Here is a 25075-nt window from a genome sequence, read left to right as displayed (position 1 = left end):
TCCTTATTATAATGCAATATTATAAATCGAGTTTCTTTTTATCATATCCGAAGTTCTTCACAAGGAAATCGCTGTCGCGCCAGTCTTTTTTGACTTTGACCCAGAGCTTCAGATTGACTTTCTGCTCCAGCATCTGCTCCAGCTCATACCGCGCGTTGCTTCCGATCTTCTTGAGCATCGCGCCCTGTTTTCCGATGATGATGCCCTTGTGGGAATCGCGCTCGCAGATGATGGTCGCATCAATATCAACGATTTTTCCGTTCGGGCGGTCTTTCATCTGGTCGATCACAACGGCGATGCCGTGCGGGATCTCTTCGTTTAAGGCGTACAGTGCTTTCTCGCGGATAATCTCAGCCACGATCTGGCGCATCGGCTGATCGGTGATGGTGTCCTCATCGTAGAACTGCGGGCCGTACGGCAGATATTTGAAGATGCTCGGAATGATGTCATCGGTGTTCTGATGGCGGAGTGCCGAGCACGGAATGATCTCGGCAAACTGGAACAGCTTGCGGTACGTATCGATGAATTCCAGGATTTTATCTTTCTCCACGGTATCGGTCTTGTTGATAATGAGGATGACCGGCGCATTGACTTTCTCCAGGATCTCTGCGATATGGCGCTCTCCTGCTCCGATGAAGTTGCTCGGCTCTACCAGCCAGAGAATCACATCGACTTCTTTTAACGTTTTCTCAGCTACATCGACCATGTACTCGCCGAGCTTATTTTTCGCCTTGTGGATACCCGGTGTGTCGAGGAACACGATCTGTCCCTCGTCACACGTATAAACGGTCTGGATGCGGTTGCGGGTGGTCTGCGGTTTCTTGGATGTAATCGCAATCTTCTGTCCGATCAGGTGGTTCATCAGCGTGGATTTTCCCACGTTCGGACGGCCGATCAGGGCTACAAAGCCGGATTTATAATTTGCATTGTTTTCCATTGCTGTCTCTTCTCCTCATTTATAAGTTCTCTACGTTCTTAAACAGTTCTTTCTCTTTCTGAATGGCTGCTTCGCTTCCGACAACGCAGATGTTGTTCTGTTTTAAGGCTGCATCTACAAGGTCTGCCAGTGCATGAATGTCATCCAGGGTTGCATCGAGGATCTGATCTCTCTCCTGCTGGAAGTCTGCTTCGGTGATGCCGTTGAACCATGCGCTCTCGGAGGTCTGGCCTTTTGCGGACGGGTTCATCGGGACGTCGAGTTCGCTGATCGTTCCGATGATGTATTTGGTCATCTGGCGCTCGTCTGCTTCGAAATTGCGCACGTAATCGCCGATACCGCGGTATACTTCAAGGGTTCTTCCGACGTTCGGGTCACGGTAGGAAGAAATGCACGCGTTTCCGCCTCTTCCGAAAGCTCCGCCGCAGCCGTAAGCGCCGCCTTTGACACGGATGTTGATCCACAGATAGTCATAGCTCAGCATGACACGCAGGATGCGCAGGGCTCCTGTGTAGTCGTAGCCTTCGCGCTCGAAGTTTCCACAGAGTGCCACGTACTGTACCTGGCCGGAGGTCTGGAAGGCTTCGTTTTTCTGTTCAAAGTCATACACAATGCTGCCCGGCTCCACTTCGTCGGTGTACAGATTCTCTTTGAATGCTGCGATTTTTTCTTCCAGCGGTGCGTAGCCTGTCTCGTCTGCTGTATAGGAGACGGTCAGATTCTCTTTGCGGAAGATGTATTTCATCAGGGTCTGCAGATTTTTAATCAGTTCTGCTTTTTTCTCATCGAAGTTCTCGTCCAGATCTTTTAAGAGTTGGTAGAAGCCGATGCCTGCGATGCGGTCCTGGAAATTGCTCATCGGGGAGTAATAGGAAGCTGCACGCATCACAGCCGTTGCATTTCCGGCGGAAGACAGGCGGTTCTGCAGGCCGGATTTCATGCTGGAGATGATCTCGTGAAGACGTTTCTCGTCATCCAGGCGGGAGGTGTTCAGGATTTCCTCGATCATTTTCATGACGAAATCCAGTTTGTCGTACAGGAATTTCGCGCGGATGCCGAACATTCTGCGGCAGTCGTCATCATTTTCCGGAATGCGGAATACCTGCATTCCGCAGTTGATGCCGCCGGTCTGTGCATTGATCTCGTTGAACAGTTCGCCGTAGGTGTAGTGTTCGGTGTCCACATAGCCGAGAACGGATTTTAATACGCCCATGTACGGGATCAGATCGTTCGGCACATTTTTCGTATCAAACAACAAGCTTAAGTAACCGATGCCGTTCGTGAATACGTTGTGATGAAGCACTGTCGTTCCATCGACTTCATGCTCGTCATTGTAAAGTTTGATAGACTCACGTTTGATATCGCTTCGTTTCAGGAGCGGAATCGTCTCGAGTGCTTCCTCGCTCTCCTCTTCTTCCTGATATGCTGCCAGCTCTTTGGTGTCAGCAATGATTTTCTCGATCTCTTCTTTTGACAGGCTCTCTTTGTATTTCTGCAGTTTTTCTGCGGTCTTTGCATCATTTTCTGCGGCAAGACCGGTCTTTGGAATGAGGGTCACGATGGAGGCATGGGTGTTGTCCAGCAGATACGTCTGGATCAGGTTTTCGAAATAGCCTTCTTTTGCCAGTTTTTTCAGCTCATCGTAGATTGCAAGCTGCTGCAGGTAGGCGAACGGTTTGTTCTCGTCGTACAGCCAGCTGTCGAAGACGTCAATGCCGTACATCAGGCCCTCGGGAAGCTGGAGAAGTCCGCCTCACGGAAACGGAATTCGAAATAGTTGATGCCTGCCTCGATGGCTTTCTGATCCATGCCGTTTTTCACGATATCCTCGAGGGTGCCGCGGATGATGGACAGGAATTTTTCTTTCTCATTTTCATCGGCGTTCTTGGCTACGATGGAGAAGAATGGCTGCAGGATGCCGTCCTCGTAGGAGCCGTAAACATCTTTTCCGATGTGTGCGTCAAGGAGTGCCTGTTTGACCGGGGCTCCCGGTGCGTCAAGGAGTGCATACTCCAGAACAGAAAATGCCACGTTTAATTTTACATCCAGACCGCTGCCGATGACCATGTTGTAGGACAGGTACGCATTGTTTTCAAGCGGATCGCCGTCGAGTACCGGGTACTCGTGTACAATGTCGAGGGTCTCTGCAAATGGTTTCTGATACGGAATTTCGGATTTTACTTCTTTTGCATTAAAATGGGACAGGTATTTTTCATCCATCCATGCCAGTTTTTCTTCCATATCCATGTTTCCGTACAGGTAGATATAGCTGTTGGACGGATGGTAATAGGTCTGATGGAAATTCAGGAAGTTTTCGTAGGTCAGGTTCGGGATGCAGGACGGATCTCCGCCGGATTCTACGCCGTACGGAGTGTCCGGGAACAGGGTGTTGAAGGTTTCACGCTCCAGGACATCGTCTGCGGAGGAGAAGGCTCCTTTCATCTCGTTGTATACAACACCGTTGTAGGTCAGCGGGCCGTCTTCGCTTTCCAGATGATAGCTCCAGCCTTCCTGCCGGAAGATTTCGTCGTGTTTGTAAATGTTCGGGTAGAATACGGCGTCCATGTAGACATGCATCAGGTTCTGGAAGTCGGCATCGTTGGTGCTGGCTACCGGGTACATGGTTTTATCCGGGTAGGTCATAGCATTTAAGAAGGTGTTCAGGGATCCTTTGACGAGTTCTACGAAGGGATCCTTTAACGGGAATTCGCGGGAGCCGCAGAGGACGCTGTGCTCGAGGATGTGGGCTACGCCGGTGCTGTCGGCCGGCGGGGTACGGAAGGCAATGTTGAATACTTTGTTGTCATCCTCCGTCTCGAGAAGCAGCACGCGGGCTCCGCTTTTGTTGTGGCGAAGGAGGTAGCCATGTGCGTGGATATCATCAATCTGCTGTTCCTGCAGCAGGGTGTAGGCTTTGCAATGTTCTGCGTTCATGTTAAAAGTGTCCTTTCTTGTTGTTTTTCTCGGTTATTTCCGGTTTTATGCAGTCAAAAACGGACCGCAGTGCCCGTTTACTGGGATTTTCTGCGGCCCTGTCGGTTTTTATTCTTCGTGGTCTGTTTCTGCGTCGGTAGTTTCCGCCTCATCCACATGATCTTTTACTTCGTCATTTGCAGCATTGTTCTGCGCATTTCTCTGCGCCTGAGCTGCGGCAGCCTGTGCCATCATCGCCTCGAGATTCGGGCGGACGCTCTGCGCCTGGGCTCCCATGATTCTCTGGAGCTGTTCTCTGGTCAACAGAAGGTTGAAGCCGGACGGGTTGATGACGAAGCCTTTGGCCTGTTTCATCAGGTACGGCAGAAGGTGCTGGAACGGGATGGCTGCCAGCCGGAGTTTTGCCTGCGGATCCGGACGGAATTTCTGGAATTCACCGATATCGGAGAACAATGGCTGGAAGATTTCTTCGTTCTGGTTTTTGATGTACGGGATGCGCACATCCGGTCCCGGGTTGGCCGGATCGAATTCGCCCTGTACCTGGGAGATGTCGATGGCAAGGATGAATTTGCTTCGCATCAGGTTGACAAGCATTTCTTCTTCGAGTTCACGCAGGTGCTGCATGCGCTCGGCATCGTCTCTTCTCTGGTTTGGTTTGCGGAGCTCCTGCAGGAAATAGACTACAGTGAGCTGTACGCCAGGGTTGAGGACTGGAAGATGCTGTTTGTTCATTTTTTCCATGTCCGGTTTCGGGAAGATCTGCTCCAGCTCGATGCGGCGGGTCTGATCGCCTTCGTGGAAGATGACCATGTTGACACCTTCTGCGTAGAGGCCCATATAGAAGTTCGGCATCTGCTTGCGCAGTACTTTTACGGTAAGCAGCGGGGTATTCTTCTCTACATAGGATTTTGCAAATTCTTTAGCTGCTTCTTCTTCGGTAAACATATATACCTGATCGTCAAAGGTTTCCGGATCGCACTCTACGTATGGGAGTTTCGTGATCTGGGAAAATGTGACATAGATGATTTCCATGCTTTGAAATTTCTTCATTGTGAAGCTGTTGTCTACTGTCATTTGTGGTTGAGTCCTTTCTTCGCTCTTAGAGGATATGGTATCCCTAAAATATCTATGTGACATTATATCATACTTTTGGTGGGTTGCCAAAGGTTTTCTTTTGGGGTGACGGACCGCGCAGACCAAAGCTGTCGAAACGGGGCCTGACTTTGCATGACGGCGGGAGAGGGCTTTTTGTAGTCTGTAATTGGGGCGTGCAGACTACGGAAATGTTTTTTAACACATTCTAGTTAATCGCTTTGGCATTGGGGTAGATTTTTTCCATTCGGGCGTCCGGGAAATGGGCATCTATGGTCTGCTCGATGGCATTAGCTGCGGGCTTTTGGTGGGCGCGTTCGTCGTATCGGGCGAGAGCAAGGGTAGATACGAGCATGTTGGCCACCATGAACACGATCAGGATCCAAGTGATGATTCTCCGAATTTCATCGGGATTTTTTCAATCCAGCGCGAAATGACAGGATAGAATTTTTTGAGCCAGACGACGGCGGCTATTCCCCAGAAGAAACAGTACAGGAGGTTGATACGGCCTCCGAGGTTGAAGGGAATGTCGCTGTAGTCCCAGAAGACTTTTCCGAATACGATTTCGGTGAACACACTGCAGATGTATTCGTAGGCTCCGCCGAGGAAGGTACCAAAGGCAAACAGGAATCCATCGGAGCGGTCGCGGTAGTTGTAGAGGAACCAGGTAGCGAGGGCGATGGCCAGGCCCCAGACGATGCTGAACGGGCCCCAGACAAGGCTGCTGCGGCTCATCCAGACACCGGCGGTGATGCGGCAGAATATGGTTTCTGTAATATCGCCCAAAAATGCGCCGATGATGAAGAGAAGAACGATTTTGTAAAAGCTGCATCCTTCGGCAAATACGCCGGTTTCTGTTTTCTCTTTTTTCTCCGGAACTGGCTGTACGGCCGGATAGGCACGTTCCACACGACGCTCCAGATAGCGGTAAACACGGACAGAAAGGCGTCTGGTGAAGGCGTCGATCTGATCGTTCATAGCGCTGATCCGCGGCATTTTTTTCGTGATGTGGTGCAGAACAGCATAGGAACCGACGGCATCTACTATCAATATACCAAAGAGAATCCAGGATGTGATATGCAGGAAACCGGCCGGAATTGAATGAAGAACTGTAAAGCAGAGGCGATTGCCGATTTTCATGGCAAGCAGTCCTAAAATTCCCCATAGTACAGAATACTGAAGGCAGATATAGCCGTCCATGTTCCATTTTTTATTGGAATAGTCCCACCATTTGCCATGGCCAATGCGTTCCAGTGCGTGACCGGCCAGCCACTCGACTGCGGTAGCGATAATCATACAGCCAAGGAACAAAAAGACGGGGCTTGACTGCAGTTCATACAGATAACGTGTCATAAAGACAGCTGTGATTCCATAGATGGCGCAGAGCGGACCATTTAAGAATCCTCTGTTTACCATATGTTTTTTCCGGATCGCGGCCACAGAAGTTTCCAGAAGCCATCCAAGGAAGGCGTAAAAGAAAAACAGGCCGAGATAGTCATAAATTGTATAGTTCATGTTCTTCTCTCTATTCTTTCATTATTTTTGCTATTTTAAGGATTTTATTTTCCACTGAATCCCTTGTATACTCTCCAGTATTTTGTTTTTATTTTTATCCTGCAAATAAGATGGATTTAATTTTGCTTTTTTATACTGCAAATATGTTCCTTCTGTTTTCTGAATCAGCAATTTTGTAAAATATTGTTCCCAGCTAAAAAACTCTGTGCTGTCGATATAATCTTCTGGATTTTCCAGAATTTTACGAACCTCTTTGTCCTGTAAAAGATCTGAATTTAAAATCAGCCATTCAAAAGACTCCGGTAAATATAAATGTACGTTCTGTTTTTCCTCTATTTTATTGCTGAGAAGATTCATTTCTGCTCCAATTGCAGCACCGTCCGCAATAATACAGGTTTCTTCTGTTCCTGCCTTGCCGATCATTTCCGGTATTTTTGTTTTTCCACCAGCGCTTTCACATGTAATATTCCTTTCTGCACATACATTTTCAAAAAATTGATACCCAGAATTGGAATCTTCCGTAATTATTTTTTGTACTCTAACAGGAAGCCGTGCTGTTTTGGGATAGATCTGATACATTTTCTGATATATTTTTCTGGTATCTCTGTATTTTCCGGAAACATGCAATCCATAAATCTCTTCTACACTATACGGCAAATTATATAAGTTTTCTCTCGTAATCAATACAAAATAGTTTTCTGAACCCCGTATGGCAGAAGCAAATTCTTCTGTTTTTATAAAATAATTCTCCTCGTCTATGAAAAAGATGCTTTCCCGGCTGTTTTCCAAAATAATTTTCCAATTAACACCTTCCAGCACTCTGCACGGTACTTCACAGGAAACGTTGATTCCGCTGGACTCCCCTAAATTTTCTGCCTGCCGGATCATATTTACCAGTGTTGTTTTTCCTGATGCACTATCCCCCTGGATGATTGTAATATTACGCTTTATCACAAATTCATAATGAACTCTGTTATTTTGAATAATAACTCTTTTCTTTCCCTTCATACATCCACCTATACATAAGCCTCGGCAACATCTACAAATTCGGACATATTCCGCACAATAGTCCCTGTATTTAAAATCAGGATTTCAAAAGGATCTTTGCCAAACCGCATCACATGACGCAGATTAATCGTCAGATCCTTTTGCTCTCCTAATTTTAAAATCCATTTTGCACAATTATCTCCACATACGGAGGCATTAAAGATCTTTCCGTCTGTATCGTATGCCATCAGCAGCAACGTTTTGATTCCTCCGGATAAATCTTTCGGTGGAATCGGACCAAGCACCGGGCTGTCAATCAGATGCGCACTGATTACCTCCGAGCGATCCACATCGCGGATCATTTCTTTTGCCAGTGGCGTGGTCAGCCATTCATCTTCATAACAATTATCAAAATAGGTTGGTGGATGATAGATTGCACCTTTCATTTCTCCAAGATATATTTTCAACATAATAAAATTCCTCTCGCTAACGCTCATTATATCGTGATACGCACATTATACCATATCTCAAAGCCTTCTTGCGCAAAATATATCGTTGTTCAACATTTTCCGGGATAAAAATGTTGACAAACGATACAAAACTATTGCCAAATGTCGCTAATTCATTTTTTCTCCCAAAAAGAAAGAAGCCATACTCTCTCAAGTATGACTTCTCTCCTTTTTCAAATTCTTTTTAAGGAAAAAGAATTACTCTTCTTCTGCGCCGTACAGTTTTACGAGTTTGTTCAGGTAAGTGTAACGGTCTTTTGCTTCCTGCTCGTTCTTGCCGAACAGTCTTTCTGCTTTCGCCGGGTTTGCACGTTTCAGAGAGTTGTAACGTACCTCGCCGTTCAGGAATTCCTGATAATCTCCTGACGGAGCCTTGGAATCCAGTGTGAATGCGCTCTTGCCTTCTGCAGCGAGTGCCGGGTTGAAGCGGAAGCAATGCCAGTATCCGGTCTGAACAGCGAGCTGCTCCTCGGTCTGTGCTTTGCTCATACCTTTCTTGATACCATGGTTGATACATGGAGCGTAAGCGATAATGAGGGACGGTCCCGGATATGCCTCTGCCTCTGCGATTGCTTTGACTGCCTGATTGTAATCAGCGCCCATAGCGATCTGTGCTACGTATACATAGCCATAGCTCATTGCGATGCTTGCCATATCTTTCTTCTTGGTTTCTTTACCGCCTGCTGCGAACTGTGCAACTGCACCGGTCGGAGTAGCTTTGGAGGACTGTCCGCCTGTGTTGGAGTAAACCTCGGTATCGAATACCATTACGTTGATATCTTTTCCGCTGGCAAGTACGTGGTCTACGCCGCCGAATCCGATATCGTAAGCCCATCCGTCACCACCGAAGATCCACTGGGATTTCTTAGCGAGGAAGTCTTTGTTCTTAACGATGTCTCTGCAAACGTCGCAGTCAGCGTCTTTGATTGCTTCTACAAGTTTCTCGGTTGCAGTTCCGTTGGTAGCGCCGCAGTCAAAGGTATCCAGATACTCTTTGCATGCTGCTTTTACTTCTTCCGGAGCTTTCTCGGAGTTCATAACATCCTCAACTTTGGCTTTCAGGCCGCCGCGGATTGCTTTCTGAGCGAGAAGCATACCATAACCGAACTCTGCGTTGTCCTCGAACAGGGAGTTGGACCATGCCGGGCCCTGTCCTTTCTCGTTTACAGTGTAAGGAGTGGACGGTGAGGAGTTACCCCAGATAGAGGAGCATCCTGTTGCGTTTGCGATGTACATTCTGTCACCGAACAGCTGGGTGATCAGTTTTGCGTAAGGAGTCTCGCCGCAGCCTGCGCATGCGCCGGAGAACTCAAGCAGCGGTTTCTTGAACTGGCTGCCCTTTACGGTATTCTCTTTGAATTTTGCTACAACGTCTGTCTTCTCTGGAAGAGCTGCTGCATAATCGAAGTATTTCTGCTCTGCTTCGTGTGCTGCAAGGCTTTCCATAGCCAGTGCTTTCACACCCTTCTTGCCCGGGCATACGTTTGCACAGGAACCACATCCGGTACAGTCAAGCTGGGAAATAGCCATTGTGAAGGTGTAGTCCGGCATACCGGTCATCGGCATGGTCTGGATGCCTTCCGGAGCTGCTGCTGCTTCTTCTGCGGTCATGGCAACCGGACGGATAACAGCGTGCGGGCAGACGAAGGAACATCTGTTACACTGGATACAGTTTTCCGGATTCCATACAGGTACGTTTACGGCGATACCACGTTTCTCGTATGCGGATGTGCCGGACGGAGTTGTTCCGTCTACGTAGTCTGCAAATGCGGATACAGGCAGGTTGTTTCCTTCCTGGGAAGTTACTTTTGCCTGGATGGTATTTACGAATTTAACAGCGTCAGCGCGGCCGCTCTCTGCATGAGTTGTGGTCAGACCTTCGTCTGCTGCATTTTTCCAGCTTTCCGGAACTGCAACTTCTTTGATCTGTTTTGCACCCTCATCGATTGCTGCCCAGTTCTTTGCTACGACATCATCACCTTTACGGCCATAGGTAGCTTTTGCTGCTGCTTTCATGAGTTCGATGGCTTTTTCTTCCGGAATGATCTTCGCAAGCTTGAAGAATGCAGACTGAAGAATGGTGTTGATACGGGTCGGTCCCATGCCGGTCTCGATACCGATCTTAACGCCGTCGATCACATAGAATTTGATGTTATGGTTTGCGATGAATGCTTTTACCTGACCTGGCAGATGCTCTTCCAGTCCTGCTTCATCCCATGGACAGTTCAGAAGGAAGGTTCCTCCGTCTACCAGCTCCTCTACCATGTGATATTTGTTCACATAGGAAGGATTATGACATGCAACAAAGTTTGCTTTGTGGATCAGGTAGGTGGATTTGATCGGTTTCTTTCCGAAACGCAGGTGAGACATCGTTACACCGCCGGACTTCTTGGAGTCATAATCGAAGTAAGCCTGAGCGTACATGTCTGTGTTGTCACCGATGATCTTGATGGAGTTCTTGTTTGCACCTACGGTACCGTCTGCGCCAAGTCCCCAGAATTTGCAGTTGATGGTTCCTTCCGGAGTTGTTACCAGAGGAGCGCCAACCGGCAGAGACAGATTGGTAACATCGTCTACGATACCAATGGTAAATCTCTGTTTCTCTGTATTTTCATATACAGCAACGATCTGAGCCGGTGTGGTGTCCTTGGAACCAAGTCCGTAACGACCTGTGAAGACCGGTGTGCTCTCGAATCTGCTGCCTTTTAATGCTGCTACTACGTCCAGGTACAGAGGCTCGCCAAGAGATCCCGGCTCTTTTGTTCTGTCCAGAACGGAAATCTGTTTTACAGTCTCCGGAATTGCATTGATGAGTGCTTCTGCGGAGAACGGACGGTACAGACGTACCTTTACAACGCCGACTTTCTTGCCTGCTGCTACGAGGTAATCGATGGTCTCCTCGATGGTATCGCAGACAGAACCCATAGCGATGATTACGTGCTCAGCGTCTGCTGCTCCATAATAGTTGAACAGTTTGTAATCGGTTCCGATTTTCTCGTTTACTTTGTCCATGTACTCCTGTACGATTGCCGGAAGAGCATCGTAGTACGGGTTACATGCTTCTCTTGCCTGGAAGAAGATATCCGGGTTCTGTGCGGATCCTCTCTGGCACGGATGGTTCGGGTTCAGGGCATGTTTACGGAATGCATCTACTGCATCCATATCTACCATGTCTTTCAGATCTTCGTAATCCCATGTCTCGATTTTCTGAATCTCGTGGGAGGTACGGAATCCGTCGAAGAAGTTGATAAATGGAACTTTGCCTTTCAGTGCTGCACAGTGTGCAACCGGTGTCAGGTCCATAACCTCCTGTACGCTGGATTCGCAGAGCATTGCGACTCCGGTCTGACGACAGGCGTAAACGTCTGAATGATCTCCGAAGATGGAAAGTGCGTGGCTTGCAAGGGCACGAGCGGATACGTTGAATACGCCCGGGAGCTGCTCGCCGGCAATTTTATAAAGGTTCGGGATCATCAGAAGAAGTCCCTGGGATGCGGTGTAGGTTGTGGTAAGAGCTCCGGCTGCCAGTGATCCGTGTACTGCACCTGCTGCTCCTGCCTCAGACTGCATCTCAGTTACCTGAACTTCCTGTCCGAAAATGTTCTTTCTTCCCTGGGTTGCCCACTCATCGGTATGCTCCGCCATAACGGATGAAGGGGTAATTGGGTAAATAGCTGCTACGTCGGTATACGCATAAGACGCATGTGCTGCAGCCTGGTTACCATCCATGGTTTTCATCTTTCTAGCCATTTGATTTTATCCTCCTTAAAAAATGATGACCAAAAATTACTTTGGCTTTTCTCAGGTTGGTGTTCTGCCGGGTTTCGGTTGCCTCCGCGCTTCGAAAAACCCGGATAAGGGCATGGCAATGCCACTATGTCCAGTATTTGAATTATAACACCGATTGGGCATTCTGTCCAGATTTTCTGTGGGTGTTCAGGGAAAAATACAAGTTTTTTACAACTTCTGGTAATTCCGCGTCGAATTTCTCGATAAAAAAAAGAAGGAACGGCCCGCATATTTTTTCTCTTCTGCGGACAGTTCCTTTACTTCTTTTATTTCTGATTCTGCGCCTCAATCTGTTCTGCGAGGTCGGTGAGATAAACCCATCTCTCGGTTTTTTCTTCCAGAGCAGCTTCGGTCCTCTCTTTTTCCGCCATCAGTTCGGCGAGCTTTGCAGAGTTGGTGGCGTTTTTGAGCATCTGATCGTCAAGCGATGCAATCTTTTCCTCGAGTGCGGCGATATCGTCATCGATGGTCTCGTACTCGCGCTGTTCTTTGAACGTAAATTTCAGGCGGGTCGGACGGTTCTGCTTCCAGTCATTGTTCTTTGGCTTTGCAGGTTCGTCCGCGGACGTTTTGGACGGCGCTGCTTTTGCCGTTTCTTCCGCACTTCCGCCAAAACGGCGTTCTTTTGCTTCGAGGTAATCGGTGTAGCCGCCCTCGTACTGCAGAAGATTTCCGTTTCCGTCAAATTCGAAGATGCGGTCCACGACGTTATCCAAGAAATAGCGGTCGTGGGAAACGGTGATGACGATGCCGACGAACGTGTTCAGGAAATCCTCAAGCACAGTCAGGGTCGGGATATCAACGTTGTTGGACGGCTCGTCGAGGATCAGAACATTGGCGCCGCTCACCAGAACAGATAAGAGATACAGTCTCCGTTTTTCGCCTCCGGAGAGTTTGGAAATCGGGGTGTACTGCATATCCGGTGTGAACAGGAAGCGTTCGAGCATCTGCGATGCGCTGATGCGGCCGTCACGAGTCTGGACATACTCAGCGATATCTTTCACGTAGTCGATCACGCGCTGATTCGTATCCATGTCCGGCTCTTCCTGTGCCAGATAGCCGATGCGGATCGTGTCGCCGATTTCGATGGTTCCCGCATCCGGCAGGACTTCTCCGGTGATCATCCGCAGCATTGTGGATTTTCCGCAGCCGTTCGGGCCAATGATGCCGACACTCTGGTTCCGCAGGAAGATGTATTCGAAATCTTTCATCAGCATTTTATCGCCGAAGGCTTTGCTGACGTTATGGAATTCAATCGTTTTCTTTCCCATGCGGGTCTCGACAGCATCCATCTCCACGACAGCGTCTGCGGTCGGTGCCGTGCCATTTTTGAGTACTTCGAGACGGTCAAGTCTGGCGCGCTGTTTTGTGCTTCTTGCGCGGCAGCCGCGTTTCGCCCATTCGAGTTCCATGCGCAGGATGCTCTGGCGTTTCCGTTCAGAGGCGAGTTCCATCTCCTCGCGCTCAGCTTTCAGTTCCAGGAAACGGGAATAGTTGGAATCGTAGCTGTACATTTTTCCGTGGCTGATTTCGAGGATGCGGTTCGACACTTTATCCAGGAAATAACGGTCATGGGTGACCATAAAGACGGTTCCGCGGTAATTTTTCAGGTAATCCTCGAGCCAGGAGAGCATCGCATTGTCGAGATGGTTTGTCGGCTCGTCGAGGATCAGGACGTCAAAATCGGACGCAAGCACTTTTGCCAGGGCAACCTTGCGGCGCTGGCCGCCCGAGAGGGTGTCGATTTTTGCGTCGTATTCGGTGATACCGAGCTGTACAAGGTTGCTCTGCACCTGCCAGTCCTCCTCATCGCCGGAAAGGGCGTAGGACAGCACGGTGGCATCCTTTGGAAATTCCGGTGTCTGCGGAAGATAGGCCATTTTGAGGTTGTTCTGGCGGATAATCTGGCCGGAATCCGGGGTCTCATCTCCTGCTACTATGCGCAGCAGCGTGGATTTTCCGGTTCCGTTGATTCCGACGATGCCGACCTTGTCGCCCTCCTGCAGGCCGAAGGAAGCATCGTCAAAAATCAGTTTATCGCCGAACAGTTTGCTGATGTGTTCGATGTTGATGATATTCATTTGCACAGTTCTGCAACGGTCTGGTTGATGACTTTTCCGTCTGCTTTACCTTTCATATCTGCCATAACGGCCTTCATGATGGCACCTTTGCTCTTGGTTGCCAGAACGTCTGCGAATTTCTCCTTGATGTAGGCTTTGACTTCGTCTGCACTCATCTGTTTCGGTGCATACTCGCTGATGACGTCATAGCGGAACTGATACTCTGCTTTTAAGTCCTCACGGGATGCCGGGCAGGTATCGATCTGCTCTTTTACGGTCTTCAGCTCTTTTAAGATGACGCGGTCTACCAGCTCCGGTTTGATGTCATCGCGGCAGCCCTCGTCGATGGCTACTTTCTTTGCTGCGGAGATCAGGGAAGAGATGGCCTCTTTTCTCGCTTTGTCTTTGGCTTTCATTGCTGCTATCATATCACTTCTTAAAGTTTCTAATTCCATGGTGTTGTTCCTCCTGTACTAAATTTTGTCCGGTTTCAAGTATAACACTTCTCTTTTTGCTTTTCCAGTCACTTTGTAGGATAGCTCCCTTATTTTTCCCACGGCAGACGGTGTTTCTTTACCTGGATTGCCTGATGCGGGCACATTTCCTGACAGCAGAAACAGCGGATGCACTTTTTATAATCGTAGACCGGCGGATTTCTGCGGCCGTTATCAAAGCGGACGGCTTTCCCTTCCACCGGGCAGCTCTCGACGCAGACGCCGCATTTTTTACATTTTTCTTCTATGATATAGGGGCGGCTCTGGAAGACCCCGAGGATCTCGAGCAGGTCGAGGGCTCCTTTTTTGCGGGCTTTGCGGCGGTCGACGTTGAAGTTTGGATTTCCGTACTTTCTTTTCAGTTCTTTCTCGGATATGGTGCCATCCGCTGTCACGATTTCGATGCGGTCGTCGTGCCACGTTCCAAGGCCGAGCGTTTCCCCGTAGAGATTTGTCGGCACATACGACGGATCGAGGTTCACCAGATGGCAGAACACGGTATCCAGTGCAATCGGATCGGTGGACATAAGAAGAACTCCCATCGAAACCGGGTCGCCGGAAGTCGGACCATTGCCTTCCATTGCTACGATGCCGTCGCAGATATAGAGGCGCGGGGCGACTTTCTGGTTCAGCTCGATCAGCATGTGCGCGAAGCTCTCAGCGTTCGGATACTGCGTGTGGCCGAGTTTTTTGTAGACGCCGCTGATGCAGCCGTACTGGTTCTTGACAGCTCCGGTGATGCGTTCCAGCGCGTGGGTTTTCATTTTGCTGACACTGATGAGGGCGTCGCAGTCGAGTGCATCTTTCGCAATCATCAGAAATTTACCATCGGCGGTTTCTACGCGCTCGCTCGTAAGGAAATCTTTCAGCGGAACGTTGTGTTTTTCCAGCACCTCTTTCAGCCCGGCTTCCTTTGCAATGCCTCCGGGGTGCCAAGGCCGCAGGAATCGCCGCAGGAAATATTCTCATAGCCATTTTCCTGCAAAATCGTGATCAGGGCATCCATAACTTCCGGGTCGGTCACGACGGCGCGTTCTCGTTTTGCGGAGCGGACGAGGTTTGGTTTTAATAAGATATTCTCTTCTTTTCCGATCAGAGATTCCAGGCCGCCAATTGCTTCCAATCCCTTTTGCAGGCTTTCCTTTACGTGCGCCGGCTCATAGTCGGGACAGGCAACCACTGCCACTTTGCTTTTTTTCATATTCACCTCATGTTTTTCTATATTTCAAAAGAAGCTGCGATCCCCTTACCGGTTCTCACAGCTTCTTCGTATATTCACACAGAATATGTTTTTACTTATGCTACTTTGCTTTTTGCAAGCTCAGCCAGTGTTGCAAATCCTTCTGCATCGTTAACTGCCATGTCAGCCAGAACTTTACGGTTCAGCTCAACGCCTGCCAGTTTCAGACCATACATAAATTTGCTGTAGGACAGACCGTTCATTCTTGCTGCTGCGTTGATACGAGCGATCCACAGCTGACGGAACTGACGTTTTTTCTGTTTTCTTCCTGCGTAGGAGCTGGTCAGTGCGCGCATTACGGACTGTTTTGCTACTCTATACTGTTTGCTTCTGGCTCCTCTGTAACCTTTAGCCAGTTTTAATACTCTGTTATGTTTTTTCTTAGCGTTCATGCCGCCTTTAATTCTTGCCATTTCTTATTTTCCTCCTTGATCTGTTGGGCGTAACTCTACCTTGCAAAAATTACATGTAAGGTAAGATTTTCTTCATGTTCTTTACGTTTGTTGCATCAACAGTAGTCTGTTTTCTCAGGTTTCTTTTTCTCTTCTGAGATTTCTTGGTTAAGATATGGCTCTTGTAAGCTTTATTTCTTACTAATTTTCCTGTTCCTGTTGTTTTAAAACGCTTTGCAGCTGCTCTGCTTGTTTTTACCTTTGGCATTTTAATTTCCTCCTTGATATTGATTCAAATGTATTTTAACGTTTAGCCGTCAAAAACATGGTCATGCTTCTGCCTTCCACCTTTGGCGCTTTGTCAACCGTTGCAATATCGGACAGACTCTCTGCAAATTCATCGAGGATGTATTTGCTGCTGTTCATATGTGCCATCTCACGGCCGCGGAAACGAAGTGTTACTTTTACTTTGTCTCCCTTTGTAATGAACTTGCGGGCTGCACCTACTTTGGTATTAAGATCATTGGTGTCAATGTTTGGAGAAAGGCGAACTTCCTTGATTTCAATTGTTTTCTGTTTTTTCTTTGCTTCTTTTTCCTTGCGGGCCAGTTCATATCTGTACTTTCCGTAGTCGATAATTTTGCAAACCGGCGGTTTCGCTGTCGGAGCAATTTTCACAAGATCCAGACCTGCTTCCTGTGCTTTCAGGTACGCATCTCTGGCAGACATAATTCCAAGCTGTTCTCCGTTCTGACCGATCAGACGAATTTCTCTGTCTCTGATCTGCTCATTAATCATTAATTCGCTAATTGTAGTGCACCTCCATCATTATAAAAGACTGTGTTCCCGCTTTTGCGGTGTAACGAAATCAAACTCGGCTCACCGGACCGGATTTGACTGATAACGCAAGAAAAGTGGATAGACAGACTATCCACTTAACATTGTACATAAATCTCTACACAAAGAGAACTTAAGATCAATATTGAACCGTAGTCGCGTGTTTGCGCTAGGGTGAGAGTGGATACTCTACTTTCTTTTTCTCAGACTGTTATAGTATAGCACTCTCCCATCCTGTTGTCAATACTGATTTTCGCATTTTTTCGTATTTATTTCCCGCAGCCACAGCGGAAGGAGCTGCACTCGGTTTCCTGGTAGCTGCATGCGCTGTCTCCGGCGATATGGATATCTCCGGCTTCGCATTTACAGTTGTCGTTAAAGGTACAGTTCTGCGCCTTGCAGTCGACACCGATTTTCGTACAGCCACAGCCGGTGGAGTTGGACATCGTGCCCTCACCGCGCTCCTTGAAGCTCTCGCAGCACGTTTCCATGGAGCTTTTGGCTCCGCTTCCGCCTACGCGGATATCTCCTTTGGAACAGAGCTCGTTCTGGTTGTAAACACAGGTCATAGCGGAACAACTTAATGCTGGCATAATAAATTACCTCCTGAAATTTAGTTTTCTGCGGTTTCGCCCGCATAGAAACCATTATTTCCAAGAGGTAATTTTTTATGCTTTATTATTTATTTTCTTTTGTTTCAACAGTAACCGGGCGGTTAACGCGGCTTGCGATTTCTTCTTTGATATCTGCGATAAACTGCTCCAGGCTTCTCTGGCCTTCATCACCTGCAAAACGGCTTCTGACAGATACAAGACCTGCCTCTTCCTCTTTTGCTCCGGCGATCAGCATGTATGGAATCTTCTGTCCCTGTGCCTCACGGATCTTATATCCAATCTTTTCGGAACGGGTATCCATCTCTGCGCGGATGCCTGCCTCGTGAAGGGCGTCCAGAACCTTCTTGCCGTAATCTGCGTATTTGTCGGAGATTGGCAGAACCTTTACCTGTACCGGTGCAAGCCAGGTTGGGAATGCACCTGCAAAGTGCTCGATCAGGATACCGATGAAACGCTCAACAGAACCGTAAACAACACGGTGGATCATAATCGGACGATGTTTCTCGCCGTCTGCTCCTGTGTATTCCAGTTCGAATCTCTGCGGCAGCTGGAAGTCAAGCTGGATGGTACCGCACTGCCACGTTCTTCCGATGGAGTCTTCCAGATGGAAGTCGATCTTCGGGCCATAGAATGCGCCGTCGCCTTCGTTGACTACATAGTCAAGGCCAAGATCATCGAGTGCGCCACGGAGACCTTCGGTTGCTACCTCCCAGTCCTCATCGCTTCCCATGCTGTTTTCCGGACGGGTGGACAGCTCTACGTGATATTTGAATCCGAACAGTTTGTAAACCTGGTCAATCAGGTTTGCAACGCCTTTGATTTCATCTTTGATCTGCTCCGGTGTCATGAAGATATGGGCATCGTCCTGGTTGAAGCAGCGTACACGCATCAGGCCGTGCAGCTGGCCGGATTTCTCATGACGATGTACCAGACCAACCTCTGCCAGACGCAACGGCAGATCGCGGTAGGAACGAGGCTCGGACTTGTAAACGAGAACGCCGCCTGGGCAGTTCATAGGTTTGATTGCATAATCTTCCTCGTCGATGACAGTGGTATACATGTTTTCTTTGTAGTGATCCCAATGACCGGAGGCTCCCACAGGCGACGGTTCAGGATGATCGGAGTGGAGATTTCTACGTATCCTGCTTTTCTGTGGATTTCACGCCAGTAATCCATCAGCGCATTTTTCAGATCCATTCCTTTTGGAAGGAAGAACGGGAATCCCGGGCCGTCCTCACTCATCATAAACAGGCCGAGCTCTTTTCCGAGTTTTCTGTGGTCACGCTTCTTTGCTTCCTCGATCATGTGGAGGTACTCTTCAAGCTCTGCTTTCTTTGTGAATGCAGTTCCGTAGATTCTCTGCAGCATCTTGTTTTTCTCGCTGCCTCTCCAGTATGCGCCTGCAAGGCTGGTCAGTTTGAAGGCTTTGACCGGCTTTGTGCTCATCAGATGAGGACCTGCGCACAGGTCCGTGAATTCGCCCTGGCGATAGAAGCTGATGACTGCGTCTTCCGGCAGATCTTCGATCAGTTCTACTTTATATGGCTCTTCTTTTTCTTTCATGAAGGCGATGGCTTCTGCTCTCGGCAGTTCGAAGCGCTCCAGTTTCAGATCCTCTTTTACGATTTTCTTCATCTCTGCTTCGATTTTTTCAAGGTCTTCGCTGGTGAGCGGAGTCTCTCTGTCTACATCATAGTAGAATCCGTCTGCGATGGACGGTCCGATGGCCAGTTTGGTATCCGGGTACAGTCTCTTGATGGCCTGTGCCATGATATGGGATGTTGTGTGACGGAATGCTGCTTTTCCACCTTCATCGTTGAAGGTCAGAATGGAAAGATTGCAATCTTTGTCGATCACGGTACGAAGGTCTTCTACTTCTCCGTTTACTTCACCTGCACAGGCCATTCTTGCAAGGCCTTCGCTGATGTCTGCTGCGATCTCAATGATGGATTTCGGTTCGGAGTACTCTTTGGTACTTCCATCTTTCAGTGTGATGATCATTTGCTTTACCTCTTTCTTTGTATATTTTTCGTAAGCGTGTTTCAGAATTTTTATACTTTTTACAGCAACAAAAGTCCCTTCTGACACGCTTATGCTGTCAAAAGGGACGATGTATTTTCATTCACCGCGGTTCCACCCATTTTGTTTTTTCAAACCACTTCATTTGACAATAACGGAATCACCGGGCCGGATTGGGGCCGCTCAGAGCTGGTCTTCGATCACGTTCCTGTTAAAACCCTTGCACCACAAAACGGGGTTTCTCTCTGTCACATTCGCTGTGATTTACTCGTCTCTTCTACGCTTTGTTTTTTGTGTTCGGTGCTTTTTGGCTCCCGATAGTTTTAGATTATATCACCCAATGCGTGGTTGTCAAGACCTGCATGGGCAGAAAATTTATTTTTCCGGCGATTTTTGTCCTGCTGTCTGCAGAGCAATTTTTTCTTTTGCTTTTTCCGGCATTTCCAGCAGGGCAAACTCGTAAAAGATGCCGTAAATATACGTGATTCCACGGATATCGCCCAGCGCTTTCGGGCGCTCGACAACCGGTCTTTCGCTCTCCTGCTGTAATTCCAGCACTTTCTGATATGCACTCCGGACGGAGCTCCAGACAAGACTTTTGCTTTTTTCTCTGCGGTTGATCCAGAGCTCTTTTGTATAGGTGCCGCTTCTGCCGTATTTCATATGGTAGGAATACGGCAGGCCGGAATACGTATGGAACTCAAAATCCTGATACGCAGTAACACAGTCCCACAGGGCTTCTTCTGTCCGCTCCTTGCGGAGCCGCTGCAGGGCCTGTTCTCTTTTTCGCTGTAAGCTTTCCTGTGTTTCTTTCGTTTCTTCCATCTTGTTTGTCTTCTCCATCCTGTTTTTAATCCACCAGAAATTTATCCAGCTCCGCCGTCACGACCGGATTACGTTTTACCTGCGGATGGTCGATTCTTCCGGGACAATCGCCGTGATGTTTTCTCCCTCCGTCAGGATCGTAAGACCGGTCTGGACCTGCATCTCTTTCGTTCCGTTTAAAATTTTTCCGTTTTTGTAGGCATATTTCATACTCGATTCCCTCTTTCTGCCGAACGTATTATGGTTTATTTTATCACTCCTAAGAGAGATTCGCGATAGAAAATCTCAGATTTTTGAAATATTTTCCTCATCTGAGAGGCCAGGATATGCACAGATGGTTTCTGCATCCTTTTATTCCTCCTGCAATGCCGCCAGATATCCCAGAATTCGTTCCTTTTTTCTGTCGGGCAAATTACGAAAGCCTTCCAGAATCATTTTCTCCTCTGTGTTTGCCGCGCACATTTCGAGATCCACTGCTTTCCGTTCGATCTCATTTTCTCCTAAAAGCTCATACGGCGTAACCTTCAGCACTTCGCAGATTTTCAGTATCTTATCCGCCGACGGATTCGTCCCCTTTCTTTTCCAGTCGCTGATGGTGCTCTGTGAAATTCCGGTTTCTTCAGAGAATTCTTTCTGGGTCACCCCGTTTCGAAGAATTAATTCAAAAATTTTTTCACTGATCATTTTGTATTTCACCTTTTCACTCAGATTTTGTTTTACTATATCACAAAATTCCCTGTCCGTCACTTCCTCCAATGCTGAAAAAACGCCTCTTCCTGCCCTGTGCGGATTCCGTATTTTCTTCTTGCGATCTAACAAAAAAAAGAAATGGTAATGCCTGGGAAAAGATGCGCCATGCAAAAAAACAGCCTGAGTTCCCGTTTTTACACCGAAACTCAGACTGTTTTTATGCGTTCTGTTCTGCTTCCACTTCCTGATTGATCTCATCCTCGCTGTCGGCCATTGCCTGCAGGGTCATAGTCAGTAATTTTTCCAGCGGCCAGCCAAGCTGATCGGCGCCCCTCTCAATGACCTCTCTCGAACATCCTGCTGCAAAGCCTTTGCTCTTATATTTCTTCTTTAAGGATTTCAGTTCCATGTCTTTTGTGCTCTTCGAGGCCGCATCAGCGCAGCTGCCAGATCAGTCCCGCCAGCTCATCTGCTGCAAACAGAACTTTTTCCATCTCATGCACCGGCTCCACATCCAGTGTGACGCCGCACTCAATGGTAATGCCGCAGCCATGGGAAACGACACCATGAATGATATCTTCCGACACGCCGCCTTCCCGCAGAAGCTCCGGTGCTTTCAGGCAGTGCTCTGCCGGATACAGCTCAAAATCAATGTCATGCAGCAGTCCGACAATACCCCAGTGCTCCTCTTCTGCCCCATATCCAAGCTCTCTTGCATACCATTTCATCACGGCCTCTACGGTAAGCGCATGCTGAATATGGAAGGGATCTTTGTTGTATTTTTTTAATAAAGTAAATGCCTCATCTCTTGTAATTTCACTCATGCTTAATTTTCTCCTTCCCTTTTCTCTTTCCAGAATCACCTGGATTGGATTTGAATTATAATTTCGTTCATTATAATCCTATATTCATAGCAATTCAATAGGTTTATCAAGACTTTTTTTGTACATCATATAAAAAGGCGCCGTTCCCTCACCTTTCAGAGAGAGGGCACAGCGCTTTTCTTATTTTTCAAATTCTACACTTTACAGAAGTTCCGGTTTCAGCCGCACATCGAAGCTGATTTCGGTTTCTTTCAGCTGATATTTTTCCAGCAGCATCGGTCCGCAGCTTGCCGATCCGATCCCGGCCTGGCGGTAGTCGATGCAGAAACAGTGCTTCCGCACGGCCGAAGCTCATAGTTGTGGGCTTTCGCGGTCAGCTCCTCCTGCGTGTAAATAGATGCCTGGAATGAGAAGGTTTTCTCGCCCACTGCCGTCAATACCGCACGATCACTGGCAAGACTTGCATAATCGCAGTCGTAGTGGCTGCCGTTCTCCTGCGGGCGGATATAGTCTTCCTGCTGTTCTGCCGGTGTGCTGTGGAAAACGCTGTGATAGCTTGCCTGGTGCTTATCCACGTAGCTCTCCACCGGACCGAGACCGCAGTAGGTCAGTTTTGCAAACGATTTCGGCAGGAACAGGCGCAGGCCAAAACGCGGCAGAACCGGGAATACCGGGTCTTTCTTTGCTTCTACATGGACATCGGTCGTTCCGTCGCTGTAAATTGTCCATTTGATCACACCTGCAAGGATCCGCTGCAGAGCCGGAGACGAAATCGAATAGCTTGTCTCGATCTCCACGCAGCCGTTTTCTTCTTTTGCCGTTGTCTCATACGCCCGCGTCACGGTGCGGTCATACTGCGCACGCATCCAGGTATTCTTGATATTGCGGTCATTGTCTGTCGGCGCACGCCAGATGTTCAGCTCCATCGGACGGTCGAGCAGATTCTGGTTGGCATAGCACATTTTCTCGAACAGGCCGGTGAACTTATTATAGGTATAGCTGAACTGTTCCGTCGATACCGTCAGATAATGATCGTCCTCTTTCCATCCAAACGAAGCCGTTCCCTCCGGGCGCTTCATCATCTCTTTTGCCTTCTGGTTCTGATTGTCTTTCGTTTTCACCGGAACTTCTTCAAATCCCAGTTCGAACTGCTCCGGCAGCACCTCAGTGGCCTGTTTCTGATACCAGGTAATCTTCAGCGCACATTTTCCCTGCTCCGGCACGGAAATGGCAAGCGGAATCGTCTTCTCACAGCCTGCCGCAAGCTCCAGCAGTGCTTCATCTGTAATCTTGCCGCTCTCCGTCACTTCGCCGTCCACAAGCACCGCATAGCCGAGCACAGCGTAATCTTTCAGATTCACAAAATTCATATAGTTTTTGATGGTCAGTGTACCCTTTTCGGCATCATATCCCGTCACGCGCACAGGACGATACACGTTTTTAAATTCCATCAGTCCCGTATGCGGTGTGCGGTCCGGATAAACAAGTCCGTCCATGCAGAAGTTGCCGTCGTGCGGATACTCGTTGTGGTCGCCGCCGTACGCGTACATCTTCTTTCCCTCGATCGTTTTTCCCATATCAATCGCGTGGTCGCACCACTCCCAGATAAAGCCGCCGCACATCTTCTCCTCGCTGTGGATCAGTTCAAAGTAGTCTTCAAGATCTCCCGGGCCGTTGCCCATCGCATGGCAGTATTCGCACATGATATACGGCTTATCCCCGTACTCCACCAGCTCTTTTTTGATCTCCTCGAGTGATGGATACATGCGGCTGTAGAGGTCGAGGTTGCTGTAATCGTATTTCTTCGGATCATCCACATACCGTGCCGACTCATAGTGCGTCAGACGCGTCGGATCAAATTCCTTCGTCCACTTTAAGGCCGCCTCGAAGGTACAGCCGTATGCGCACTCATTTCCCATCGACCAGATGACAACGCTCGGGCGGTTTTTATCGCGCTCTACGCAACGCTGTGTGCGGTCTACGGTTGCCTCGGTAAATACCGGATTGTTCGCAATTAGTTTATTCCAGTTCTTCGCATACTCTTCCCAGCTCGTGTAATCCGCATAAATTGCCTCTGTGCCGTGGCTCTCATTGTCCGCCTCATCGATGACATAAAAACCGAGACGGTCATAAAGCTGATAACAGTACGGCGCATTCGGGTAATGGCTGGTCCGGATCGCATTGATGTTGTGCTCTTTCATTACCTTCAGATCTTTTTTGATCTGTGCAAGGCTGATTGCAAATCCCGTCACCGGATCGCTGTCGTGGCGGTTTGTTCCGTGGAATTTGATCTTCACGCCGTTCAGGTACAGCACACCGTCCTTCGCGTGGATCTCACGGATGCCGACATGATCCGTGATCACCTCACCCGCCGTCTCCAGCACCAGCGTATACAGATACGGCTCCTCGGCATTCCACAGATGTGCATCTTTTACATGCATCTGAACCGTATCGCCGCCAAACGCTGCCTCTGCCACAAGATGATTTTCTGCATCAAACAGCTTTGCCGTTCCTTCCTGCGGTTCCCCGTCATTCCAGGTAATCGCAATCGAAACTTCTCCATTCTGGTACGATGCGTCCGGCGCTGCCTTTACAAAGTAATCGCGGATGCCTTTTTCTGGTCTTGCAAGCAGATAGACATCGCGGAAAATGCCGCTCATGCGGAATTTGTCCTGATCCTCGAGATAGCTTCCATCGCACCATTTCAGCACCAGTACGGCGATGATGTTGGTGCCATCTTTTAAGAAGTCTGTTACATCAAATTCACTCGTAGAATGAGACACCTGGCTGTAGCCGACGAAGCTGCCGTTCATCCACACGTAGAAACAGGAATCCACGCCCTCAAAATTCAGGAATGCCCTCGGTGCTTCCTCCTGTTTTTTCCACTCGAACGTTCTCACGTACGCACCGCACGGGTTCTCATACGGCACATACGGCGGATCCACCGGGAACGGGTAGCGGACGTTCGTATACTGATGGTGGTCATGGCCATAATTCTGCCAGACGGACGGCACCGGAATCGTCTCGAATGCAGAAGTGTCGTATCCTTCTGCGAAAAACTCCTCTTTTACATCGTAAACACTGGTAAAATAGCGGAATTTCCAGTCGCCGGAAAGCAGGAAAAAGCGGTCCGACGCCTCCCGGTTCTCCACCAGATCCTCCATGCGGCGGGATGCCGGAATGTAGTAGGCACGGTTCGGCATGGTATTCACATGCAGGTGATCGAAATCTTCGAAATATTTTGGAACAATCATCTCTTTTTAAGTCCTCCTTATTCTGTCTTTTGTTTCCAATATCGCACCGAAACACACGCGGTC

General features: G+C 48.5%; 17 protein-coding genes and 4 pseudogenes. All 21 read right to left on the bottom strand.

Translation table 11 applies throughout. The features are described 5' to 3' along the window. Nucleotides 1–19: 19 nt before the first annotated feature. Nucleotides 20–937, bottom strand: coding sequence for a GTPase Era (gene era / locus DWZ60_RS01460; RefSeq protein WP_055227900.1), 918 nt, complete (start codon nucleotides 935–937; stop codon nucleotides 20–22). A 19-nt stretch (nucleotides 938–956) separates the two neighbouring features. Next, nucleotides 957–3871: pseudogene (locus tag DWZ60_RS20550) on the bottom strand (insulinase family protein). Nucleotides 3872–3979: 108 nt separating this feature from the next. Continuing rightward, nucleotides 3980–4945, bottom strand: coding sequence for an SseB family protein (locus tag DWZ60_RS01450; RefSeq protein WP_158554973.1), 966 nt, complete (start codon nucleotides 4943–4945; stop codon nucleotides 3980–3982). Between the two features lie 393 nt (nucleotides 4946–5338). Further along, nucleotides 5339–6478 (bottom strand): putative ABC transporter permease, encoded by a 1140-nt coding sequence (locus tag DWZ60_RS01445; RefSeq protein WP_330422036.1) that lies wholly within the window; start codon nucleotides 6476–6478, stop codon nucleotides 5339–5341. A gap of 30 nt (nucleotides 6479–6508) precedes the next feature. Beyond that, nucleotides 6509–7486, bottom strand: coding sequence for a hypothetical protein (locus DWZ60_RS01440; RefSeq protein ID WP_055227896.1), 978 nt, complete (start codon nucleotides 7484–7486; stop codon nucleotides 6509–6511). Between the two features lie 8 nt (nucleotides 7487–7494). After that, nucleotides 7495–7935, bottom strand: coding sequence for a DUF4869 domain-containing protein (locus tag DWZ60_RS01435; protein WP_055227895.1), 441 nt, complete (start codon nucleotides 7933–7935; stop codon nucleotides 7495–7497). 237 nt (nucleotides 7936–8172) lie between these two features. Beyond that, on the bottom strand, nucleotides 8173–11724 hold the full coding sequence (gene nifJ / locus DWZ60_RS01430) for a pyruvate:ferredoxin (flavodoxin) oxidoreductase (protein WP_117760614.1): 3552 nt from the start codon (nucleotides 11722–11724) through the stop codon (nucleotides 8173–8175). Between the two features lie 305 nt (nucleotides 11725–12029). Continuing rightward, nucleotides 12030–13844, bottom strand: a complete 1815-nt coding sequence (locus tag DWZ60_RS01420; RefSeq protein ID WP_119221152.1) for an ABC-F family ATP-binding cassette domain-containing protein — start codon at nucleotides 13842–13844, stop codon at nucleotides 12030–12032. Then, nucleotides 13841–14278, bottom strand: a complete 438-nt coding sequence (locus DWZ60_RS01415) for a GatB/YqeY domain-containing protein (RefSeq protein WP_022461739.1) — start codon at nucleotides 14276–14278, stop codon at nucleotides 13841–13843. Before DWZ60_RS01415 ends, DWZ60_RS01420 begins: the two co-directional genes overlap by 4 nt. A gap of 89 nt (nucleotides 14279–14367) precedes the next feature. Then, on the bottom strand, nucleotides 14368–15210 hold the full coding sequence (locus DWZ60_RS18585; RefSeq protein WP_279220298.1) for a DUF362 domain-containing protein: 843 nt from the start codon (nucleotides 15208–15210) through the stop codon (nucleotides 14368–14370). A gap of 5 nt (nucleotides 15211–15215) precedes the next feature. Then, nucleotides 15216–15518: a DUF362 domain-containing protein gene (locus DWZ60_RS18580; RefSeq protein ID WP_256372445.1), complete on the bottom strand. Its 303-nt coding sequence runs from the start codon at nucleotides 15516–15518 to the stop codon at nucleotides 15216–15218. Nucleotides 15519–15613: 95 nt separating this feature from the next. Continuing rightward, a complete protein-coding gene (rplT, locus tag DWZ60_RS01405; protein WP_022461741.1) occupies nucleotides 15614–15970 on the bottom strand; it encodes a 50S ribosomal protein L20 in 357 nt (118 codons plus the stop codon). Between the two features lie 49 nt (nucleotides 15971–16019). Next, on the bottom strand, nucleotides 16020–16217 hold the full coding sequence (gene rpmI / locus DWZ60_RS01400; RefSeq protein ID WP_022461742.1) for a 50S ribosomal protein L35: 198 nt from the start codon (nucleotides 16215–16217) through the stop codon (nucleotides 16020–16022). A 35-nt stretch (nucleotides 16218–16252) separates the two neighbouring features. Further along, nucleotides 16253–16747, bottom strand: coding sequence for a translation initiation factor IF-3 (gene infC, locus DWZ60_RS01395; RefSeq protein WP_022461743.1), 495 nt, complete (start codon nucleotides 16745–16747; stop codon nucleotides 16253–16255). Nucleotides 16748–17055: 308 nt separating this feature from the next. Further along, nucleotides 17056–17379 (bottom strand): DUF1540 domain-containing protein, encoded by a 324-nt coding sequence (locus tag DWZ60_RS01390; RefSeq protein WP_118666616.1) that lies wholly within the window; start codon nucleotides 17377–17379, stop codon nucleotides 17056–17058. An 85-nt stretch (nucleotides 17380–17464) separates the two neighbouring features. Further along, nucleotides 17465–19401, bottom strand: a pseudogene (gene thrS / locus DWZ60_RS20545) (threonine--tRNA ligase). Nucleotides 19402–19794: 393 nt separating this feature from the next. Beyond that, nucleotides 19795–20244 (bottom strand): hypothetical protein, encoded by a 450-nt coding sequence (locus DWZ60_RS01380; RefSeq protein WP_172680781.1) that lies wholly within the window; start codon nucleotides 20242–20244, stop codon nucleotides 19795–19797. A gap of 75 nt (nucleotides 20245–20319) precedes the next feature. Beyond that, entirely contained in the window at nucleotides 20320–20454 is a 135-nt protein-coding gene (locus tag DWZ60_RS18575; RefSeq protein ID WP_256359690.1) for a hypothetical protein, read from the bottom strand. A gap of 141 nt (nucleotides 20455–20595) precedes the next feature. Next, complete coding sequence (locus DWZ60_RS17170) at nucleotides 20596–20928, bottom strand: helix-turn-helix domain-containing protein (protein WP_070103703.1); 333 nt, start codon at nucleotides 20926–20928, stop codon at nucleotides 20596–20598. Nucleotides 20929–21151: 223 nt separating this feature from the next. Continuing rightward, a pseudogene (locus DWZ60_RS20540) lies at nucleotides 21152–21758 on the bottom strand (hydrolase). Between the two features lie 201 nt (nucleotides 21759–21959). Then, nucleotides 21960–25012, bottom strand: a pseudogene (locus DWZ60_RS01365) (glycoside hydrolase family 2 TIM barrel-domain containing protein). Nucleotides 25013–25075: the final 63 nt, after the last annotated feature.

The sequence above is a fragment of the Blautia sp. AF34-10 genome, from assembly GCF_003477865.1.
GTDB classification, from domain to species: domain Bacteria; phylum Bacillota; class Clostridia; order Lachnospirales; family Lachnospiraceae; genus Fusicatenibacter; species Fusicatenibacter saccharivorans.
Note: the sequence above shows the minus strand (reverse complement) of the source record. Positions and strands in the feature narration are given on the sequence as shown.

Bases quoted from the DNA above. Each gene is read 5' to 3' on its own strand.
- era (WP_055227900.1), bottom strand. From the start codon at position 937: ATGGAAAACAATGCAAATTATAAATCCGGCTTTGTAGCCCTGATCGGC.
- DWZ60_RS01450 (WP_158554973.1), bottom strand. From the start codon at position 4,945: ATGACAGTAGACAACAGCTTCACAATGAAGAAATTTCAAAGCATGGAA.
- DWZ60_RS01445 (WP_330422036.1), bottom strand. From the start codon at position 6,478: ATGAACTATACAATTTATGACTATCTCGGCCTGTTTTTCTTTTACGCC.
- DWZ60_RS01440 (WP_055227896.1), bottom strand. From the start codon at position 7,486: ATGAAGGGAAAGAAAAGAGTTATTATTCAAAATAACAGAGTTCATTAT.
- DWZ60_RS01435 (WP_055227895.1), bottom strand. From the start codon at position 7,935: ATGTTGAAAATATATCTTGGAGAAATGAAAGGTGCAATCTATCATCCA.
- nifJ (WP_117760614.1), bottom strand. From the start codon at position 11,724: ATGGCTAGAAAGATGAAAACCATGGATGGTAACCAGGCTGCAGCACAT.
- DWZ60_RS01420 (WP_119221152.1), bottom strand. From the start codon at position 13,844: ATGAATATCATCAACATCGAACACATCAGCAAACTGTTCGGCGATAAA.
- DWZ60_RS01415 (WP_022461739.1), bottom strand. From the start codon at position 14,278: ATGGAATTAGAAACTTTAAGAAGTGATATGATAGCAGCAATGAAAGCC.
- DWZ60_RS18580 (WP_256372445.1), bottom strand. From the start codon at position 15,518: ATGAAAAAAAGCAAAGTGGCAGTGGTTGCCTGTCCCGACTATGAGCCG.
- rplT (WP_022461741.1), bottom strand. From the start codon at position 15,970: ATGGCAAGAATTAAAGGCGGCATGAACGCTAAGAAAAAACATAACAGA.
- rpmI (WP_022461742.1), bottom strand. From the start codon at position 16,217: ATGCCAAAGGTAAAAACAAGCAGAGCAGCTGCAAAGCGTTTTAAAACA.
- infC (WP_022461743.1), bottom strand. From the start codon at position 16,747: ATGATTAATGAGCAGATCAGAGACAGAGAAATTCGTCTGATCGGTCAG.
- DWZ60_RS01390 (WP_118666616.1), bottom strand. From the start codon at position 17,379: ATGCCAGCATTAAGTTGTTCCGCTATGACCTGTGTTTACAACCAGAAC.
- DWZ60_RS01380 (WP_172680781.1), bottom strand. From the start codon at position 20,244: ATGGAAGAAACGAAAGAAACACAGGAAAGCTTACAGCGAAAAAGAGAA.
- DWZ60_RS18575 (WP_256359690.1), bottom strand. From the start codon at position 20,454: ATGAAATATGCCTACAAAAACGGAAAAATTTTAAACGGAACGAAAGAG.
- DWZ60_RS17170 (WP_070103703.1), bottom strand. From the start codon at position 20,928: ATGATCAGTGAAAAAATTTTTGAATTAATTCTTCGAAACGGGGTGACC.